Origin of the sequence: Prauserella oleivorans (assembly GCF_042685745.1) — a bacterium.
GTDB classification, from domain to species: domain Bacteria; phylum Actinomycetota; class Actinomycetes; order Mycobacteriales; family Pseudonocardiaceae; genus Prauserella_A; species Prauserella_A oleivorans.
The window spans coordinates 1056881-1075401 of record NZ_JBHUNT010000001.1 but is presented as its reverse complement, the minus strand read 5'-3'; the positions used below and the strand labels follow the sequence as shown (position 1 = coordinate 1075401).

The 18521-nt window shown below is 70.0% G+C and carries 16 protein-coding genes; 7 read left to right on the top strand and 9 right to left on the bottom strand.

Features of this window, described 5'->3' with window-relative positions; translation table 11 throughout:
* Positions 1 to 67: 67 nt before the first annotated feature.
* The 4 genes from ACFSZT_RS05345 to ACFSZT_RS05330 all read right to left on the bottom strand — a co-directional run bounded on the left by ACFSZT_RS05345 (position 68) and on the right by ACFSZT_RS05330 (position 6620).
* Entirely contained in the window at positions 68 to 1831 is a 1764-nt protein-coding gene (locus tag ACFSZT_RS05345; RefSeq protein WP_377393955.1) for a copper resistance CopC/CopD family protein, read from the bottom strand.
* 13 nt (positions 1832 to 1844) lie between these two features.
* Entirely contained in the window at positions 1845 to 2567 is a 723-nt protein-coding gene (locus ACFSZT_RS05340; protein WP_377393954.1) for a YcnI family copper-binding membrane protein, read from the bottom strand.
* Positions 2568 to 2647: 80 nt separating this feature from the next.
* Positions 2648 to 3772, bottom strand: a complete 1125-nt coding sequence (locus ACFSZT_RS05335) for a multicopper oxidase family protein (RefSeq protein ID WP_377393953.1) — start codon at positions 3770 to 3772, stop codon at positions 2648 to 2650.
* A gap of 91 nt (positions 3773 to 3863) precedes the next feature.
* Positions 3864 to 6620: a plastocyanin/azurin family copper-binding protein gene (locus tag ACFSZT_RS05330; RefSeq protein ID WP_377393951.1), complete on the bottom strand. Its 2757-nt coding sequence runs from the start codon at positions 6618 to 6620 to the stop codon at positions 3864 to 3866.
* 795 nt (positions 6621 to 7415) lie between these two features.
* Between ACFSZT_RS05330 and ACFSZT_RS05325 the strand changes: the two genes are divergently transcribed.
* Both ACFSZT_RS05325 and ACFSZT_RS05320 read left to right on the top strand, forming a co-directional pair.
* Positions 7416 to 7949: an MmpS family transport accessory protein gene (locus ACFSZT_RS05325; protein ID WP_377393949.1), complete on the top strand. Its 534-nt coding sequence runs from the start codon at positions 7416 to 7418 to the stop codon at positions 7947 to 7949.
* Positions 7950 to 7960: 11 nt separating this feature from the next.
* Complete coding sequence (locus ACFSZT_RS05320; RefSeq protein WP_377393947.1) at positions 7961 to 8911, top strand: hypothetical protein; 951 nt, start codon at positions 7961 to 7963, stop codon at positions 8909 to 8911.
* On the opposite strand, the gene ACFSZT_RS05315 is transcribed toward ACFSZT_RS05320, so the two are convergent.
* Positions 8874 to 9377, bottom strand: coding sequence for a DUF6328 family protein (locus ACFSZT_RS05315; protein WP_377393945.1), 504 nt, complete (start codon positions 9375 to 9377; stop codon positions 8874 to 8876). The two genes, ACFSZT_RS05320 and ACFSZT_RS05315, sit on opposite strands and share 38 nt — an antisense overlap.
* Entirely contained in the window at positions 9374 to 10348 is a 975-nt protein-coding gene (locus ACFSZT_RS05310) for a DMT family transporter (protein WP_377393943.1), read from the bottom strand. Before ACFSZT_RS05310 ends, ACFSZT_RS05315 begins: the two co-directional genes overlap by 4 nt.
* 114 nt (positions 10349 to 10462) lie before the next feature.
* Between ACFSZT_RS05310 and ACFSZT_RS05305 the strand changes: the two genes are divergently transcribed.
* Positions 10463 to 11056: a superoxide dismutase gene (locus ACFSZT_RS05305; protein WP_377393941.1), complete on the top strand. Its 594-nt coding sequence runs from the start codon at positions 10463 to 10465 to the stop codon at positions 11054 to 11056.
* Between the two features lie 78 nt (positions 11057 to 11134).
* Here ACFSZT_RS05305 and ACFSZT_RS05300 read toward each other — a convergent pair whose 3' ends face one another.
* On the bottom strand, positions 11135 to 11278 hold the full coding sequence (locus ACFSZT_RS05300) for a hypothetical protein (RefSeq protein ID WP_377393939.1): 144 nt from the start codon (positions 11276 to 11278) through the stop codon (positions 11135 to 11137).
* A 398-nt stretch (positions 11279 to 11676) separates the two neighbouring features.
* Here ACFSZT_RS05300 and dusB point away from each other — a divergent pair, with 398 nt between their 5' ends.
* Positions 11677 to 12822, top strand: a complete 1146-nt coding sequence (gene dusB, locus ACFSZT_RS05295) for a tRNA dihydrouridine synthase DusB (protein ID WP_377393937.1) — start codon at positions 11677 to 11679, stop codon at positions 12820 to 12822.
* Here the strand turns inward: dusB and ACFSZT_RS05290 are convergent.
* Positions 12819 to 13574 (bottom strand): alpha/beta fold hydrolase, encoded by a 756-nt coding sequence (locus tag ACFSZT_RS05290; protein WP_377393935.1) that lies wholly within the window; start codon positions 13572 to 13574, stop codon positions 12819 to 12821. The genes dusB and ACFSZT_RS05290 overlap by 4 nt on opposite strands.
* Before the next feature lie 11 nt (positions 13575 to 13585).
* Entirely contained in the window at positions 13586 to 14557 is a 972-nt protein-coding gene (locus ACFSZT_RS05285) for a sigma-70 family RNA polymerase sigma factor (protein ID WP_377393933.1), read from the bottom strand.
* Positions 14558 to 14634: 77 nt separating this feature from the next.
* On the opposite strand from ACFSZT_RS05285, the gene ACFSZT_RS05280 reads away from it, so the two are divergent.
* The 3 genes from ACFSZT_RS05280 (at position 14635) to ACFSZT_RS05270 (ending at position 18443) form a co-directional block, all read left to right on the top strand.
* Positions 14635 to 15276, top strand: a complete 642-nt coding sequence (locus tag ACFSZT_RS05280; RefSeq protein ID WP_377393931.1) for a winged helix-turn-helix transcriptional regulator — start codon at positions 14635 to 14637, stop codon at positions 15274 to 15276.
* Between the two features lie 116 nt (positions 15277 to 15392).
* A complete protein-coding gene (locus ACFSZT_RS05275; protein ID WP_377393929.1) occupies positions 15393 to 16160 on the top strand; it encodes a GGDEF domain-containing protein in 768 nt (255 codons plus the stop codon).
* An 870-nt stretch (positions 16161 to 17030) separates the two neighbouring features.
* Positions 17031 to 18443 (top strand): LCP family protein, encoded by a 1413-nt coding sequence (locus tag ACFSZT_RS05270; protein WP_377393966.1) that lies wholly within the window; start codon positions 17031 to 17033, stop codon positions 18441 to 18443.
* Positions 18444 to 18521 lie beyond the last annotated feature (78 nt).

The following is an 18521-nucleotide window of genomic DNA, read 5'->3' as shown; positions in this document are numbered from 1 at the left end:
TCAAGGGGGGATTCATACGCTCTGTCCATTTCTGTGCAAGAGGCCGGACGTAAACGGTTGTTGACGATCAGCGCACACCCACCGGGATGCGCAGGAGATCTTGATCCACCTCGGAGGTCCGGACGGTCACGACGAGCTCCCATTGCCCCGGCATCGGCACGACGACCTCCGGGCCGATGTAGTGGCCCCGGCCGAAAAACCGCAGCTGTACCGGGATCGGGCCCACGGTGCCGTCGGGCAGCACCAACTCGGCCTTCATCTCCGCGACATCTCTGGGCATACCCGTGCCGTCGAGTGCGGACAGGTGTACCTCGTTGCGGCCGAGCGCGCCCGGGGTGAGCGTCGCCGCCAGTTGCCCCTTGCCCGCCTTGCCGCCGGCGTCGAAGGGCAGCACGACGTTGACCGGGCCGGTGCGTTCCGGCAGCTTGGCCGCCTGCGCCTCGCGGGCCAGCTCCGCTCTGGCGGGCTCGACACTCACCAGTGATGCCGTGACGCCCAAGACCACCGCGGCCAGCCCGGCCTCGACGGCGACGAGGCACCGGAACCGGCTGATCTCCCGGCGGTCCGGTCCGCGCCGGGCGCGCCGCTTCTCGATGATGGTCACCGGTTCGATGGCGTAGTGCCTGCGCACCCAGTTCCGGGCCAGCACACCGAGGCCGACCAGCACGCCGACGACCGCGACCTTCCCGGCAAGCAGCCCGCCGTAGGTGGTGTCGAACAACGCCGAGAGCGAACCGACCTGGCGCCATGCCTGGTAGGTGCCGGTCACCAGCAGCACACCCACGGACACCAGCGCCGCCCGCGAGAACCGGGGGATCGCCAGCCGCATGCCGAGCACGTCGCCGGAGCGCAGCAACACGGCCATCAGCACCGGCAGCCCGCCCAGCCACACGGCCATCGCGAGCAGGTGCACCGTGTCCACCGGCACCGCGAGCGCCACCTGCGCACCCGCGACACTGTGGTTGGCGAGACTCCAGGTCGCCGCCAGCACCGCGCCGGTGCCGAGCACGGCAGCGCCGGCCCGCGCCCGGCCCCGCGGGTACTCCACGGCCGGGCCGCGCCGGAAGGCGTACCGCAACCCGATCCCGATCGCGGCGAGCAGCACGAGCCGCGCGCCGAGTGCCAGACCCATCCGGCTCGTCAGCGTGGAGCCGAGCGATCCGCCCGTGTACCAGGCGTAGGTGACGAACGACGCGACCGTCGCCACCACCAGCGTCACCCAGCCGGCCACCAGCAGTCGCGTGACACCGACGCGCGCGCTTCCGCCCGGCCAGCAGACGGCCGCGAAGAACGCCGTGCCGATCAGCAGCGCCAGGCCCGCGAAGGCCAGCCAGCGGGCGATGCCGTAGCTCACCGAGCCGGCACCGTTCGCGCCAGCGCTTTCCGCTTCGGCGCCCGCGGCGAGTCCACCGGTCACCGTGCCGATGCTGAAGGCGAACGCGCCCTGCGCCGGGTGCGAATCCGCCGACACCACGCGGTAGGCGACCGTGTAGGTGCCCTCGGGCAGCGAGCCGGGCAGCGTCACGGCGAGCACGTCCTGGCGGGCCTGCGGATGCCGCGGCTGGGAGACTCCCGCGACCTCACCGCGGTCCGGACCGATCACGCGCACGTCGGCGAGTCCACTGTCGACGGACTCGTTGAACCTCATCGACACCTGCCCGGGTGTGGTGTCGACCACCTGCCAGTTGCCCGGCGTCGTGTCGATCAGCGTCGCGTGTGCCGACGCCTTCGCGGGAACCGCGAGCAGGGCCAGCACGAGCAGCATCAGCACGCTCACCGGCCGGGCCCAGGCTCCGGGCGGGCCGCAGGCCACCGGCTTCGCTTCCATCATGGTCGCCCGCTCCCTACAGTCGCGCCGTCTCCTTGCGCTCCGCCTCGACGACGGGAACCGGCGCCTGCGGCTTCTTCCTCCGGGCCACCGACACGGCCAGCGCTGCCAGTCCCGCCGTCAATCCGGCGCCGCCCAGCACCCGGGCGGCGGTGTCTGGTCCGTCCACAGCGGACTCGGAGGCCGCGGCCGATGACTGTTCCACGGTCAGTGTCGGTGCCGGATGCTCGGGCTCGCCGCCGCCGGGCGACTCGGTGTCGATCCAGCGCACGACCTCACCGTCCGAATAGGTCTGCAGCGACTTGAACACCAGTGTCGGCTCCCCCTCGGGAAGCGGCCCGAGCCGCACCGGGAACGCCTGGAACTGGTTCGGCGGGATCTCGCCGCCGTCCCAGACGATGGAGGTGACCGCCTCCGACACGGTCGTGCCGTGCCCGGACTCGACCGGGGCATCCAGGGGTTGCTTGTTCACGGTGATCGTCCAGCCGGGCACCGCCTGGGGGCTGACGGACGCGAGCGGGTGGTCCTCGGGGAAGGTCACCTCGACCCGCACGGTCGAGGCGTCGTCACGTTCGTTCGGAACGCGGAAGGTGGCCATGGTGTGCTCGCCGGCGACCGGGTCGTCGGCCGAGATCGACACGTGGGCCGAGGCGACGGGCTGGGCCAGCAGCGCGCCGGCGATGCCGAGTCCGGCGACCAGTGCGGCACGGCGCCCGGTGCGGGACGTCTTCGCGGACATGGTTCTCCTTCTCGTCGTGGTGGGGCGCGGGAGTGGGGTGCCGGCCGGACGGGCCGGGAACCGGCCGGCACCCCGGCTGGTCACCCGGTGCTCGTGATGCCCGGGATCGACGGCAGGCGGGCCGTGGCCGGCTCGATGTTGGCGATCGAGACCATGCCCTGCATGCCGTTCGGGGTCTCGGAGTGTGAGAACACGTGGCAGTGGATCATCCACTTGCCCGGCCGGGTGGGGACCCAGATGACGTCGTAGGTCTGGCCGACGCTGACCGTGATCGTGTCCATGCGCTCCGGGATCGCCTTGCGATGCCCGTCCTGCGCGACGACCTCGAAGAAGCCGCTGTGCACGTGGATGGAGTGGACCATCTCCGGGCCCGCGCCGATCAGCCGGAGCCGGATCCGCTCGCCGACGGCGCCGCGCAGCTGCGCGGTGCCCGGAAAGCTCTTCCCGTTGAACACGAAGCCGAGCGGTCCGTCACCCATGATGATGCGGTAGTCGCGGTCGGACTGGATCTCACCGAGCCGCGGCACCACCTCCAGCGAACCGTAGAGCCCGCGGCCCTCCTGGTCGCCGTGCATGTGCGAGTGGTACCAGTGCGTCCCGGTGCTGATCGCCGTCCACTCGTAGGTGAACGTCTCGCCCGGGGCGATCGGATGCTGGGTCAGGTGCGGCACGCCGTCCTGACTGTTCGGCAGATCCATGCCGTGCCAGTGGATGGCCGTGGGCTGCGGCATCTCGTTCTTGACGACGAACCGGAGTTTGTCGCCCTCGTTCACACGGATCGTCGGCGCCGGGATCTGCCCGTTGATCGACAACGCGTCGAAGACCCGCCCGCCCGGCTCGGCCTGCCACTGCATGGGCGCGGCGGTGAGGACGAACTCCTTGACGCCGTCCTTCATCTCCCACGCGGCGAGTTTCGTCCCGTCGCCCAGGTCCACCATGTCCTGCTTTTGCTGCGCCTTGCCAGTACCCAGCAGGCCGGCCGATTGCTGCGCCGGCGCGGCCTGACCAGCCACGTCGGCCTGCCCCGCCTGATGGACGGCGACCGGGGCCCCCGCGCCGGGGGAGTCCGAGGCGGGCACGACCACGTTCACCCCGGTGATGCCGAGTCCGATGGCCGCGCCCACCACCATGTACCGCACGGCCTTGCCGCCGCGGTCGCCGAAGACGCTGAGCAATGAGGTTCGCGACCGATCTCGAGAGCTCATTCTTCTCCTTTCCTTGTACCGGGAAGGGGCGGTCGCGCCCGGGCCGGAGCAACGCCGCTTCGGACCGGACGCGACCGCGTCGGAAACGTGGCTATGAGCACTCGGTCGCGTAGTGGACCGGGTTCCGCTGACGACACGTCAACTGGGCGTTGGTCGCGTTGTCAGGCACGTTCTGTACCCATCCCTCGTAGACGAGCGGAATCGGCAGTACGCCCTGGCCACCCATGCCGTGGTAGTCGACGATCTCGTCGTCGGTCTCGGTGTTCTCGGTCGCCTCCAGCAGGAAGCGGCCGACCACCGCGGCGTCGGACGGGTTGCCGTCACCATTCGGGTCGGCGTCCACAACGGACACCGCGTTCGAGAACTTGCTCGACACGTAGGCGTAGTAGCCACCGCCCTTCTTGGCACCGAAGTTGATGCCGTGGCAGCCGGCATCACACGGCAGGTACTTGACGACCTCGTCGGTCTTCGGGTCGATCACCGTGATGTTGGACGTCAAGGTGTTCGCCACGAGCAACGCCGAGTTGTCCGGAGCCACCGGCAGCTGGATCGGCAGGCCGCCGAAGTCACCCTTGGGACCGGCCACCGGGTCGTAGTGCTCCCAGAGGTCGATCGCTTTGTAGTGCGTCGGTGATCCGTTGTCCAGACACGCATCCTCCTCCAGCGAGATGCACGAGACGGTGGCGCCGAGGAAGTCGGCCTGGTAGGCCTTCTTGCCGTCGGGCGTCATCCCCGTCGCGATCGGCAGTTCGCCGGTCTGCTCGTGCTTGATGCCGCCACTCGGGATGTCGACAACCGTCGCGTTGTACGTGTTGACGTTCGGCGTCACCATCTTCTTGGCGTCACCGGTCATCCAGTGGGCGTGCGGATGCGCGATCTTCTCGCCCGGTTGCTGCACCGCGAGCCGACGGTCGATCTTCGTCGCTCCCGGCGCCACTTCCATGACCGCACCACCACCGTTCAGCGCGATGTGCAACTGATCGGTGTCGGTGCGCGTCATCACGTGTGACGGATCAGGACCGACCTGGAGCTGCCGGACGAACTTCCCGGTCTCCCGTTCGAAGACGTCGATCTCGTCGTCGAACCACTCGGTCTGATAGATGTACTTCTCGTCCTTGTCCGTCCACATGTTGTGCGGGTTGTTCATGTTGACCTCCGGGAGAGCGACCTTGCGCTCGACCTCCCAGGTCTCGACGTTGACCCGCGTCGCCGTACCGGACTTGGTCTTGTTCTTCGTCTTCTCCATCTGTGCGTCGATCCAGACCTCGCCGACGCCGGGGACAGCCGGTTTCTTGTTGGCGGGCTCGAGCATCTTCGGAGTGCCGAACTTGTCCTTCAGATACAGGTCTAGCAGCGGAATGAGCTCCGGCTTGCCTTCCTCGTCGTAGGTGAGGATCGGCGCCGGCGGGTAGCTCGGGTTCCACATGACCTCTTCGGTCGCGCTGTAGCGCTGCCAGTTGTTCGGCGACGTGATGTTGAAGAACTTCTGCACCAGCTGCATCACGATGTCGGAGTTCGACGGGACGCTCAGGTTCCGGCTGTTGACCCGCAACTTCTTGCCGAAGTCGAGGCCGGGCGTGAGTGGGTCGTCCACGACGATCGCGCCGAGCATGTACGGGTGGATCTTGCACGCGAACGCGTACAGACCCGGCTCGGTCAGCTGAACACTCTGCGTGCCGACCCAGGCGCCACCCTGGTCGAACGGGAAGCCCTTGGCACCCTCCGGCCAGATCAACCCGGTCGCGGTGTGAGCCGACTCCGCCGAGGGCTGCCCCACGTTGAAGTTGACCGTCACCGGCAGGCTGATGTCGTTGGTGGCCCACTGCGTCAGGTTCTGCAGCAGTCCCTGCAGGTCGACACCGGCCGGCAGATCCTCCAGCGAGATCGGCACGTTCGCCGGCAGCGAGCCGATCTGCTCGAGGAGCCGGTCGATCAGGTTGTTGGCCTCCTCGGCACGCGGGTCGCCCGCGGGCAGGACCTGGTTGATCGCACTGCGCAGAGCGTTCGCGTTGAGCAGCTGGGAGGGGTCGACGCCCAGCTTGCCGAGTTCGCCCGCGCCGCCGGGCAGCAGCCCGTCGAGCCCCGGCAGATCGGCGTTGAGCAGGTTGCCCGCCCCCGACCCGCCGAGCAGACCGGAGCCCAGCAACGGCAGGTTGCCGAGGTCGAGCGAACCGACCTGGTCGAGGATCTTGCCCAGGTTCACCCGCGGCAGCTCGGCCACCGCGAGCGACTTGGTGCCGAAGAGGTTGAGATTCGTGTCGAACCAGGAGCCCTGATCGTCGGTAAGATCGAAGCTGACGGGCACCGGCCCGACACCGATCGGCAGACCGCCCGGCCCGGGTGTCGACGACGGCTCACTGGTCTGCGTACCGGTGGGAGCGGACGTGGACGTCTCGGTGGGTGTCTCCGACGGCGATTCCGACGTCGTGCTGGACGGCGGAGTCGTCGTGCTGGACGGCGGCGCGGTGGTGGTCGGCGGCGGTGTCGTCGTCGGTTGGGTAGTCGTCGGTGGCGGGGGGTTGCCTCCCCCGCCACCGACGTTCACGGTCATGAACATGTCGGGGTGGAACCGGCAGGTGAGGTTGTAGGTACCTTCGCTGTTGAAGGTGTGCGAGAACCTGCCGCCCGCCGGAATGTCCGGCGAGTTGATTTCACTTCCGCCGGACTGCACGACGCTGTGGACCGATCCGTCGGTCTCGTCGTTGGTCCAGGTGACGGTGTCGCCGGCTGCGATGTCCAAAGTGCCCGGAACGAATTGGAAGTTCCGTTGCTGCACGGTGTGCGTCGCCGCTGAAGCCGTCGGCCCAGCGAACACGACGCCCATACCGGCCAACGCGAGCACGGTCATCGCGGTCAGCGCACGTGCGGGCCCGGACCGGCGATGCCGATGCCTTCCGGACGCCCACATGCGCCGCAAATGCGGTGAACGCATTGGTTTCCCTTCTCAATAGGGCGGTCGGGTGAAAATCCGTCTGAAAAACGGCAGAACGAAATGGCGGCGCCCGGCCGCAAGGGAAACGCACTGAACCTCCGAGCTCGACTACGGGCGTGCGACCGTCCGGCGGTGCGCACTCCTCGGCCGTTCGGGCTAGTTGACTCCACCGTTGGTACCGCTTCACCGGCGAAACGGTGCACCAATTACGGCGAGGATGTGTGTCTCCCGCGTCGCTCGAATGTTAAGTGCGGGTGACGAGGAGCTCCGAGAACTTCGGGACGAGAGTGATTCTCGCAATTTGAGCCGGGAGATTCCGGATACGCGCGGACTGAACGGTGCCACCGCTTTTCCGCCTTCAGGCACATCGACCTGGGAGAACAGGACATCGGAACTGTAACCTATTTGCCGGACGGACAGCCTGCGGAACATTCTCGCGAGAACCAGAGCAAACCACCGGAAACGGGGCGTATCGCGTGTTCACCGTCGGGCGAGCGCCGTGTTTCCGAGAGGTGAAACAGCAAGACAATTGCCGCTCGCCGCCGAACGGGGCCTTCTGGTCAGAACAACCGCCGCCATGCCACTATGTCGCTGTTCGGGTTATGCCGTTGTTCGAACTTCGCCGTTGTCCGGCTTTCGCCGCCTTTCCCCAGAGTTCCACAACCGCGCCTTCGGCACCTGAGAAGACACCAAGAAAGCGAGACTGCAGAGATGTCGCCAGCCGAGAAGGTGAAGCAGCCACCCAGCCCCCGTCCCAGGCCGAAGACCCCGCCGCCCGGCTCGGAGCCGCCGGGCCGCTCCGGCGGCGCCTGGGTGAGGCGCACCTGGTGGATGCCGTGGCTGCTCGGTTCCGCGGTGGTCGCGGCGGCCGCCGCGATGATCGTCCAGTGGGTCAGCGTCCCGGACAGTGTGCAGAGCTGGGACGAGGTCCAGCTGCCCACGAGCAGCCACCAAGTGGTCTACGAGGTCACCGGCAAGGGAAGGTCGCCGGAGATCCGGTTCGTCACCGACGGCGTCGCGGCCACGGAGGTGGTCTCGGGCCAGGAACTGCCGTGGAGCAAGGAGTTCACGCTCGAGGTCGGTCCCGGCCTCGGCGTGGTCCAGGTCATGGCCTCCAACACGGGCGAGTCGGACTCGGTCTCGTGCGCCATCAAGGTCGACGGCGTCGTCGTGCACCAGGCGACCGCGCCCGGTGAGTTCGCGGCCGTGTCGTGCTCGTCGGTGATTCGCCCCGGTTCGGACTGACAGGAGTTGCCATGCGTTTGCGGCGCTACGCGGTAGTCGGTGTGCTGGCGGCACTGCTGGCGGGCACGTCGTCGGCCGGCGGAGCCGCGTCGGCCGAGGCCGCGGGCGGGCCCGTGCGCGCCGAGTCCTGCGGCGCCGCGGTGCAAGGCCGGCCGGGCACGCCGGTGGTGCTGAGCCCGGAGGCCGTCCTCGAGCCGGTGACGCAGCTGCTCGCCCAGCTGGACCCGCTCGGAGTGCTGCTCCGGCCGTTCGAGCAGGCGTGGGCAGGGTTGCCCGACATCACGATCGGAACGGTGCCGGTGGGACAGACCGTGGTGGCGGGCACAGCCGTCGCCGATGCCGTGCTCGACGAGCTCGGCCAACTCCCCGTGCTCGCTCCGGTCATCGATGCCCTCGGGCCGACCGTGCGGGAGGTGCTGGCGCTGACGTGTTCCGTGCTCGTCCGCGACGACAGCCCGCAACCGGGCCCGCCGGGCGCACAGCCGGCGCCGGGCATGCCGCCGCCTCAGCCCGGTGTGCCGGCACCGGGCCTCCCCGATCCGGCCGCCCCCGGCGTTCCGCAGCCCGGTGCCCCCGCTCCGTCGTCGCCACCGTCGCCGGACGCCGGGATCCCGCCGGGCTACGTCGACCCGAACGGTCCGGGCGGCGACGCAGCGGCGATCGGGGTTCCCGAGCTCGGCCTGCCCCCGGACGGCATCGCCTTCCAGTACAACGCGGGCGGCGTGCCGCAGTTCGGCCTGCTCGGCCAGGACGCGCGGAATCCGGCGCTGCGCAACGCGCTCCGTTCGTCGGGCTCGGCCGTCGCGCTGCCGGTCGAGCAGGACGAGCTGCGCCAGCCGCTGGTGCTGGCAGTGCTCCTGGTGACACTCGTGGGCACGCAGCTGGCCCGCACGTGGTTGTTGCGCCGGTACCGCGCCGACGCGGTCACAACCGCCGGGGGATCACGAACCACAACACCGTGAACATCACGCCGACCAGGACGAACACGATCCCCATGGCCACCGGACCGTAGATGACCTTGGTGATCAGCGCGACGGTGAGCGTCACGGCGACCGACAGGCACGCCAGCCCGGCGATCACCATGCGGTTGCCGACGCGCAGGATCTCCCTCCGCCTGCCCGCGCGGAACAGCACCCGGTGCCACGCGGCGGGCGCCGTGAGCAGCGCCGTCGCCGAGGTCGTGAACAGCACCGTCACCAGGTGCAGGGCCTTCTCGAAACCGCTGGCGTCGCGGAACTGCGCGGTGAACGCGACGGCGAGCAGGAAGCCGAACAAGATCTGCACCCCAGCCTGCGCCACGCGGAGTTCGCCGAGCAACTCGTTGACGTTCCGCGCGAGCTGCTGGTGTCTCGGCTCCTCCACGCCGTCGTGGTGGCGCCTGTCCTCGGCACGTGAGGAGTTGTCGTTGTCCTGCTTGGCCTGGCTCATGACTCCGCCCTCGACGTCCCGGAAGCACCCGACGCGCCCGCCGGCTCGGGCGGGACCACGACCGGCGTCGGGCGGGTCCGCTCGTGCCAGCCGAGCGCGGTCACCGCCGCGATGACGACGAACAACCCGAGCCACTGAGTCGCCGAGAGTGTGGAATCCAAAAAGGACACGCCGATGACGGCGGCCGTGGCGGGGAAGGCGAGTTCGGCCAGTGTCGCCCTCGCGGCCGGCGTCGCCCGCAGCCCCACGTAATAGAGGCTCAGCGCGAGCAGACCCGGCACGAGGGCGAGCAGCCCGAGTCCGAGCGCGTTGTCCCAACTCACCGCAAAGGTGTTCCCCTGGACGGCGACGATAATCGCCGACATGGGCAAGCCCACAGCGAACCGCAGCGTGGTCACGTCGCGGGAAGCGAGCGAGGTCGAGACCAGCCGGCCGAGCACCGTGCCCGCCGCCCACAGCGCCGCCGCGCCCAGCGCGAGCAGCGCGGCCCGCAGCGCACTGACCTCGATGTCGAGCGGATCGCGGAACGCCAGCAGCCAGGTGCCGGCCAACGCGGGAACGGCGAACAGGACGTAACCGCGCCGCATCCGCTCGCCCAGCAACGCCCACGCGGCCAGCACCGCGAACAACGGCTGGAGCTTCTGCAACACCAGCGGCGTGATCGGGTCACCGACCTGGAACGCCGCTGTGAACAACGCCGTCGCGAGCGCCGACGCCCCGCCGCCGATCACGAGTACGGCCAGCCACTCCCGCGGCCCGCACCGCGCGAGCGCGCGGAACGCCGAGGGCAGCAGCGGCAACAACACCACGACGACGAGGAGATGCTCCCAGAACACGACCGTCCCGGCGGGCAAGTCCTCGGCCAGCGGTAACCGGAGAAGTCCGTCGGTGCCCCACAACGCCGCCGCGACCGCGACGAGCCACGTCCGATCCTTCGTGCCTTCCCGACCCACCTCGCCTGTTGTTGTCACCAGTTCAGGTTACGAGCGGCCGGCGGTCACGGTCCGCACGGTGCCACACCGTGAGATCACTCGCCCGTGTCACATCGCTTGCCGGGTTTCCCTCTATCCGGTTAGGCACTCACCATGACACCGCGCACCATCCCCGCCCTGTTCGCCACGCTCACCGCCGCGGCGGCGGCCGTGCTCACGGGAGCCGGCCCGGCCAGCGCCACGCCCGCGACTCCCGCGAGGACCGGCCCGTTCGCGTTCGCACACGGCGTGTTCGGCGAGTACAGCGAAGGCCGGACCGCCTCGACGTACGACACCGACCTGGTCCCTATGGGTGCCCGTGCCACCGTGTTCTCGTTCTCCGCGCCGGGGGCGGGCACCACGACGAAGCTCGCGGTCGGCGGCCTGCTGCCCCAGCGGCACTACGGCGCCCACGTGCACACCGAGCCGTGCGGCGCGACGGGCCAGGACGCGGGCCCGCACTTCCAGCACGTCCAGGACCCCCAGAGCCCGTCGACGGACCCGGCCTATGCCAACCCCGAGAACGAGGTCTGGCTCGACTTCACCACCACCGCGCACGGCACCGGGCTCGCGATCTCGCACGTGGACTGGGCATACGGCGATCGGCGGCCGGCTTCGGTGGTGCTCCACGAGCACCACACGTCGACCGAGCCCGGCGAGGCCGGTGACGCGGGCGCCCGGCTCGCCTGCGTGAACGTCGACTTCTGAGCCAGTACGACAGCGACGCGGGCTCCGCGCGTCGTAGGCAGCGCGCCTCGTGCAGGTCGCGTGCCATGTCGGTGAGCGTTACTCCACGGGAGGGGTCGGGTGGACGGCGCGCACGAGCGGGCCGTCGCGTCGGAGCTTGCGCAGGGTGAGCGTCAGCACACGGCTGCTGATGCCGTTGACGGCGGTGAACGGGACCGGCCAGTGCGCGGCGGCGACCAGCACTTCGGATGCTCCACATGCCCGCCACGTGCCACAACGCCCTCGCCGAGGCGGTCACTCTGTGAGCCGGCACGACGCCGGCGGCTCGCCGACATCATCGCCGCCGACGACGCGGATCACCGACCATATGTCCCGCAGGAGGCCTCGACGACGGACTCGTATTCGATGCCGTCCGGGGTTCGGCTCATCGAGATCGGCGAAGCCATCAAGGCCATCGACGCCGAACTCCCGGCACGGGAACCGGACGCGCCGTCGACGTGACCGGCACGCGAGTGAGGAGACCGGCGCGGTTGGGAGCCACGGCTCCCGACGCAGGCCCCGGCGAGCCGGACGGCCCGTGGACGGCGGCGTCCAACCACCGCAAACCCGCCCCACCGAACCTCTCGAAACCATCAGGGACAATGGGAGGCATGACCGCCACCCTGTCGAAGCCCGCGCTGAAGATCGGCCCGTACGAGGTCGATCCTCCCGTCGTGCTCGCTCCGATGGCGGGCATCACCAACGTCGCGTTCCGCAGGCTGTGCCGTGAGTACGGTGCCGGGCTCTATGTCTGCGAGATGATCACCGCCCGCGCCGTGGTCGAGCGCCACCCCGGGACGATGCACATGATGTCGTTCGACGAGGGGGAGTACCCGCGGTCGATGCAGCTCTACGGCGTCGACCCGGCCACCATGCGCGAGGCCGTGAAGATCATCGTCGGCGAGGGCCTGGCCGACCACATCGACCAGAACTACGGCTGCCCGGTCGCCAAGGTGACCCGCAAGGGCGGCGGGGCGGCGTTGCCGTACAAGCGCAAGCTGTTCGCCAGCATCGTGCGCGCCTCCGTGGAGGCCGCCGAGCCCGCCGGGGTGCCGGTGACCGTGAAGTTCCGGGTCGGCATCGACGACGAGCACCACACCTACCTCGACGCGGGCCGGATCGCCGAGGCCGAGGGCGCGGCCGCTGTCTCCCTGCACGCGCGGACCGCGGCACAGCGCTACTCCGGCAAGGCGGACTGGTCGCGCATCGCGCGGCTCAAGGAGGCCGTCACGAGCATTCCGGTGCTCGGCAACGGCGACATCTTCACCGCCGACGACGCGCTGCGCATGGTGGCCGAGACCGGCTGCGACGGCGTGGTCGTCGGCCGCGGCTGCCTCGGCAGGCCGTGGCTGTTCGGGGAGCTGGAGGCCGCGTTCCAGGGCAGGCCGGTGCCGCAGGGCCCGAACCTCGGCGAGGTGGCGAAGGTGCTGCGCAGGCACGCCGAACTGCTCGTCGAGCACGACGGCCACGACAAGGCCATGCGCGACATCCGCAAGCACATGGCCTGGTACTTCATGGGCTTCCCGGTCGGGTCGCAGCTGCGCCGCAGGTTCGCCATGGTGTCGTCGCTGGCCGAGCTGGACGACCTCATCACCCAGCTCGACCACGACGCCCCCTTCCCCGCGGACGCGCTCGGACCGCGGGGCCGTCAGGGCTCGCCGGGCAAGGTCACGCTGCCGCACGGCTGGCTCGACGACCCCGACGACGACCTCGCCCCCGAGACCGAGGACATGCACTCGGGCGGCTAGACCCGCCGCATCGGCATGAACGTCGGTGCCGGTTCGCCGGCGAGGAACTCGCCCACGATCCGCGTGCACAGCTCCGGCTTCTCCATGAGCAGCAGGTGGGTGGCGCGCGGCACGATGGCCAGCTCGGCGTCCGGGATGCCCCGGTACAGCTCGACGGTGTGCTCCAGCGACACGATGTCGTCGTCGCCTGTCATGACCAGCGTCCGGCAGCCCACGCGCGCGAGGTCGGCGACGTCGTGGGCGGGCTCCTTGCCGACCACCTCGGCGATCTTGGCCACCACCACCGGGAAGTGCTCGGGCCCGTCGGGGGAGACCTCGGCGTAGAGCTTCGCCATCTCCTCGGGCACCGGTGCGCCGGGTTCCGGTTTCACCAGCATCCCCTCGGCCGCGAACACCCCGCTGACGAGCACCAGCCGCTCCACGAGGTCCGGGCGCTGCAGCGCCACCTCGAGCGCGATGGACGCCCCGTTGCTGTACCCGGCGAGTCGCGCCGGTCCACCGACCACCTTGTCCAGGAACGCGATGGTGTCGCGCGTCATGAGCTCGATGGTGATCGGCCCCTCGACGTCGGGCGTGTGCCCGTGGCCGCGGCGTTCCGGCAGGTAGACGTGGAACCGCTCGGCCAGAGTGTCGAGGTTGCCGGTGAAGATGCGGGAGTCGCTGAGCCCGCCGTGCAGCAACACGAGCGGTTCCCCGGAACCGCGCTCGTCGTACCAGGTCCGCACCCCGTCGAGATCGACGTAGCCGGCCATGAGGTCCTCCTTCAGTGTTCGGCTGTTCCGGAGGTGGTACGGACGCCGCCGGGGAAACTCATCGGCAGCCCGAACAACGGAAACAACCGGGGCGCGTCGAGGAAGGTCGTCGTCTCGGCGATGCGCCCGCCTGCCAGCTCCAGCACGGCCAGCGCGAACCCGTTGCCGTCGCGGTACTGCGCCAGCGCGGGGCAGCCGTTGGCGGCCGTCAGCAGTGCGCGGTCGTTCTCGCACGGCTGGCCGGGAGCGCTGATCACGGCCCCGACGTCGGCACGACCGGACAGCCACCAGCCGAACGGCGGCATCGACATGACCACGTCCTCGCGCAGCACGGCCACCAGCGTGTCCACGTCGTGCTTCTCGAAGGCCTCGACGTAGCGGGTGAGGAACCGGCGCTGGTCCTGGTCGAGCGGGTCGTACGTGTCGTGGCGCGGGACGGCGGTCATGGTCGCGCGTGCCCGCTGCAGCGCGCTGTTGACCGAGGCGACGCCGGTGTCGAGCAGCGTGGCGGCCTCGGCGGCGCTGAAGCGCAGCACGTCGCGCAGGATCAGCACCGCGCGCTGGCGGGGCGGCAGGTGCTGCAACGCCGCGACGAACGCGAGCCGGATCGTCTCCCGCTGCGCGGCGAGCTCGGCCGGATCACCGGTGCCGGGCAGCACGCGGCTGTCCGGCACCGGCTGCACCCACATGTGCTCGGGCAGCGGGGCGCCCAGCGGGTCGCCGGGCCGGGAAGGCGGGGCGAGGTCCATGGCGCGAGCCCGCCGCTGTGGGCTGCGCAGCATGTCGAGACAGACGTTCGTGGCGATGGAGTACAGCCACGTGCGCAGTGCCGCCTTCTCCGGGTCGAAGCGGTCCCGGTGGCGCCACGCCCGCAGCAGTGTCTCCTGTACGGCGTCCTCGGCCTCGAACCCGGAACCGAGCATCCGGTAGCAGTACGCGGTGAGCTCGGTGCGGTGCTTCTCGGTGGCCGTGGGTTCGGTCATGGCGCCCTCACGACAGGTTCGCGGTTGACAAAAACAAGCACGCTGCGCCAACAACACGACGCCGTAGAATTCATAGCATGAGCAAGCGACAGTACGGGCAGTTCTGCGGGCTCGCGCGCGCTGTCGATCTCGTCGGGGAGCGCTGGGCGCTGCTGATCGTGCGCGATCTGCTGGTCTCCCCCAAGCGGTTCACCGATCTCAAACGCGGACTGCCCCGTATCCCGACGAACGTCCTGTCCGCCCGCCTCAAGGAGCTCGAGGCCGGCGGAGTCGTCGAGCGGCGCGTGCGGCCACGGCCCGACGGGTCGGTCGTCTACGAGCTCACCGACTACGGCAGGGATCTCGAGGACATCGTGCTCGCGTTCGGCCGCTGGGGTGCGCGGAGTCTCGGTGAGCCGGGACCGGACGACATCCTCACGTCGGACGCCTTCGTCATGGCCCTGCGCGCCACCTTCCACGCCGACGAAGCCCGCGACGTCGCGGTCGGCTACGAGATCCGGCTCGGCGACGTCGTCGTCGGCGCGCGGGTCCACCACGGCACGCTCGACGCGAACCCGGGCGAGCTCGCCGATGCCGACCTGGTGATCGAGACCGGTCCGGCCATCCGGTCACTGCTCGCCGGCGAGATGACCGCGGCCGAGGCGCTCGACAGCGGAGCCGTCGCCGTCAAAGGCGAGGCGGCCCTGCTGGAGACGTTCACGCGGATTTTCCGCCTGTGACGTCCTTTCTCTAGTCCGGTTGAGCGATATTCACGTTGCGCCCGTCTCCAGCGCTCAAGGGACGCCTCCTACCAGACGACAACACATGCATCGGGGGCTCTGCGACGGAGGGGAACGTGGTGACACGGAACCGGGCGCACCCACAGTCGGCGGCCCACGACCCGGGCGCACTGATCGCCGCCCACGAGTCGATCGCGAACGTCTTCGCGGCGCAGGGGGACTGGCGCCGCGCGTACGAGCACCTGCGCTCAGCACTCGACCACGCCCAGGCCGAACTACCCGCCCGGCCGCACATCCCCGAGCAGTACCGCCGCGAGGTCGAGCAGCTGCGCCGGGAGACCGCCCGCGCCCGGCACGAGAGCCTCACCGACGCGCTGACCGCCGCGTACAACCGGCGCTACCTCGACCGCACGCTCGCCGAACTGCGCTCGCCCGCCGTGGCACTGATCGATCTCGACCACTTCAAGGACACCAACGACACCTTCGGCCACGAGGTCGGCGATCGCGTGCTGCAGCGCGTCGTGGCGCTGCTTCGGCGCCACCTGCCGCACGGTGCGTTCTGCGCCCGCTACGGCGGCGAGGAGTTCGCGCTGGTCCTTCCCCGTTCGGCCGCGCACAGCGCCGTGGCGCTCGCGGAGCGCGTCCGGAGCCAGGTGGCGGACTACGACTGGTCGGAGGTCCGTCCGGGCCTGTCGGTGACCATCAGCGTCGGGGTCGCCCCGACCCCGCCCGACGGCGGCGATCCGTACGCCCAGCTGCGCGAGGCCGACACCCTGCTCTACGAGGCCAAGCGCGCCGGCCGCAACCTCGTCGCGTTCCGGGAGAACGGGCGCGTGCGGCTGCTTCGCACTCTCAGTGCCCACGCGGCTCGACCATGTTCGTGACCGCGTCGCTTTCCGTTCCTTCGGAAGTGCACTGAGCTGCCGTAAAGGCAACTCTGTGTAAAAAAGTCACGGCTTGGTGTCGTCACGAACGGCGGATATCCGTACGATAACGCTCGCTGTCCACAAGACGATCAAGTGAGCGAGCGTTGGCAACCGGCCAATGACCTGAGCGGCCTGAGGTGAAGGGGGTGTGCGTGTCCGACGAGCACAACACTCCCGGTCCCACATCCCAGGCCGAGGAGTGGCGGGCACTCGCCCAGCGCAACCGGCAGGCGGCCGCCCGCAAGCGCCGTCGCTCGCTGGACACCAACGGGGGCATCAGCGTCTCCGAGGTCGTCGCCAAGCACACCGGCAAACGCCCCCAGTTCGAGACGGGCCCGCGGCCGGCCCCCCCCGAGACCGGCCGCCCCCGCCGAACCGCCCAGGGACCACCAGCCACCCCCGCCCGGCGCGGCCGCACCACGCAGGCAGGCCCGACGCCGAGAGGAACCTCCTCCGGCGCCGCCGGTCCCGCCGTCCCGGCCCGCCCGTCCGGAGCCACCGCCCCCGGCGCTCCGGCGGCGGGAACCGATGAACTCCGGGCCGTACCCCCGACCGGCCCCACCGGGACCGCCCGCACCCCGACTGCGCAGGCAGCCGCCTCCCCCGCCCCCGGTACCGCCCCGACCCGAACCGCCCCAGCCCGACGCGGCTCCGCGCGAGCGTGCCCGGCCCGAGCCCAAGCCCGCGGCACCGACGTCCAACCTGGCCGCGGTGCTCGAGGGCACCGATCGGTCCGGCAACACACCACCACCGCCGCCGCCGAAGCGTCCCGTGGCGCCGCCGCGCCCGCGCAGGCCGGTCCCGCCGTCGCCGGAAGACCGGCTGACCATGACCGACCAGCTGGAGCCGGTCGACGAGACGACCAAGTACAAGCGCAAGATCGACAACACGCTCGCCCGGTTCTCGGCGGCCCACGACGAGCTCGAGGCCGAGGAGCGGGAGCGCCGCGAACGCCGCGAGAAGCTGGTCGCCCGGCTCGAGCAGACGCGCACGAAGCTGCACCGGGTCGTCACGGCGGCCACGTCCGTCGTCGGCGCGCGTGGATCGGCGATCAGCGACGCCAAGGACGAGAAGCCCGAGCAGGACGAGTCGGACAAGCCCGCTCCGCAGACCCGCCTGCAGGAGAAGAAGGAACGCAAGAACCACCGCCTGCTGCTCGCCACGCGGATCACCGCCGTGGCGCTGGCCGTGCTGGTCTTCCTCGCCACCGGCATCGCCTGGGGCGCGAAGACGTGGTTCAACTCGAAGTTCAACGAGATCGCCGCGCTCGACGAGAACTCGACCGACATCAACAACGTCGCGGGTCAGCTCGGCGACGAGAACTTCCTGATCGTCGGCTCCGACACCCGGGAGGGCGCAGAGGCCGAGGACCACGTCGGTGACACGAGCGGCATTCCCGGTGCCCGCTCGGACACGGTGATGGTCGCCCACATCCCCAAGGACCGGAAGCGCGCCGTCATCGTGTCGTTCCCGCGCGACCTGGAGATCTCGCGACCGGACTGCCAGCGGTGGAACCCGGAGACCGGCGAGTACGGAGAGGTCATCGAAGGTGCCGACACGGTGAAGCTCAACACGGCGTTCACCGTGGGCGGGCCGCAGTGCGTGACCAAGGTGATCCAGCAGATCACCGGCATGAAGATCAACCACTTCGTCGGCATCGACTTCCAGGGCTTCAAGGGGATGGTCGACGCGGTCGGTGGGGTCACGGTGCACATCGACGAGCCGATGCGCGACCAGGAGCTCGGGCTCATCGTCGCGGAGACCGGCGACGTCAAGCTGCGCGGCGACCAGGCGCTGAACTTCGTACGCGCCCGCAAGGTCTACGGTGACCCGACGTTTTCCGACTACGGCCGCATGCAGCGACAGCAGGAGTTCATGTCGTCCCTGCTGCGGGCGACGTTGTCGAGCAACGTGCTGCTCGACGTCGGCAAGCTCACCTCGTTCGTCAACGCCTTCGCCGCCTCGACGTTCGGCCAGAACATCGGCGTCGACCAGATGCTGACGCTGGCGCAGTCGATGCGCGGTTTCGACGCCGGCCGGGTCACCTTCCTCACCGTGCCGACGGTCGGCGAGGCCAACGAGCGCGGCAACGAGGTGCTGCTCGAGGACGACACCGCGGAGCTGTTCCACGCGCTCATCGAGAACAAGCCGCTGCCCGGTGAGGAGCCCGCGTCCCCGGGTACCAAGGGCGACACCGAGGAGCGCGCGGCCGACGGCACCCGCGAAGCCACACCGGCGTAGCAAGACGTCAGCCCTCGTTCACCGGTGGTTCAGATCGGAATTCGGCACACGAGCCGGGCGGGCCGTAAAGTCTGCGGC